This is a genomic window from Micromonospora sp. NPDC048843 (assembly GCF_040649965.1).
In the GTDB taxonomy this organism is placed as follows: Bacteria; Actinomycetota; Actinomycetes; order Mycobacteriales; family Micromonosporaceae; genus Micromonospora; species Micromonospora hortensis.
Window position 1 is genome coordinate 1 of the sequence record NZ_JBEZGJ010000399.1, and the last position, 1,022, is coordinate 1,022.

The 1,022-nt window shown below is 66.1% G+C and carries 1 protein-coding gene and 2 pseudogenes; 1 reads left to right on the forward strand and 2 read right to left on the reverse strand.

What is annotated here, in order from left to right; genetic code table 11:
- The first annotated feature begins 2 nt into the window (after nucleotides 1–2).
- Nucleotides 3–260 carry a hypothetical protein gene (locus AB0C20_RS36395; protein ID WP_357569745.1) on the forward strand — a complete coding sequence of 86 codons (258 nt, stop codon included), beginning with the start codon at nucleotides 3–5 and terminating at the stop codon, nucleotides 258–260.
- 107 nt (nucleotides 261–367) lie between these two features.
- On the opposite strand, the pseudogene AB0C20_RS36400 reads toward AB0C20_RS36395, so the two are convergent.
- Nucleotides 368–481, reverse strand: a pseudogene (locus tag AB0C20_RS36400) (hypothetical protein); the annotation flags it as partial.
- A gap of 26 nt (nucleotides 482–507) precedes the next feature.
- Nucleotides 508–1,022, reverse strand: a pseudogene (locus tag AB0C20_RS36405) (leucine--tRNA ligase); the annotation flags it as partial.

Consider the following 1,022-nt stretch of genomic DNA (forward strand, 5'->3'; position numbering starts at 1 on the left):
CGGTGCGCCCGCAGGACGATCTGTACCGCAATGTCAACGGCACCTGGCTGCGGACCTATCAGCTGCCGCCGGACAAGGTCTCCTACAGCACGTTCAGTGAGGTGTCCGACCGGATCGAGGGCCAGCTGCGCCAGGTCATCGACGACATCCACAATCCGGACAGGCTGGTCCATTCACCGGCCGCGCCGATCCAGCCGGCGGCGGTACGAATATCTGCTTCGGCCAGTCCGGTGATCTCGGCGACCCGGGCCGGGGGATAGTCGGCGAGGAATTCCGGCATCGCCGCCCAGCCCTCGGTGTGCGCGGCGATGAATTCGGAGTCGATATCCCCGTTCTCGACGAGAAGATGCAGCAGCCCGTTCAGCAACGCCAGATCCGTGCCGGGCGCGATTTGCAGGAACAGATCCGCGCGGGCGGCGGTCTCGGTGCGACGCGGATCCACGACGATCAGTTTCGCGCCGGCTTTGAGTCGATCGGCCATGCGCAGGAACAGGATCGGATGGCAATCAGCGTGTCCGGCCGGGTGGTGAAGACCTCGATGTCGTCGCCGAACGAAACCTGCGCGCCGCGCGAACGCCCGATCCAATTGCGCTGCATGGCCTTCACATTGTCGGGCCAGTCCAGCAGATCCAGATCGTCGACCAGGCGGTCGGAATAGGCGGTGATGCGCATCATCCACTGCCGCAGGCGTTTCCGGAACACCGGGAAGTTGCCACGCTCACTGCGGCCGTCGGCGGTGACCTCCTCGTTGGCCAGCACCGTACCCAGCCCCGGGCACCAGTTGACCATCGAATCCGACTGGTACACCAGGCGATACGAGTCCAGCACCGCACCGCGTTCGGCGGCGGTCAGCTCCGCCCAGGCCCGGCCGTCCGGGGTGTCGCGGGTGCCCGCGGAGAATTCGGCCGCCAGGTCGGTGATGGGCCGAGCCTTGTTCGCGGCCGGGTCGTACCAGGCGTTGTAGATGCGCAGGAAGATCCACTGCGTCCACTTGTAGAACTCGGGGTCGGTGGTGGCGAACG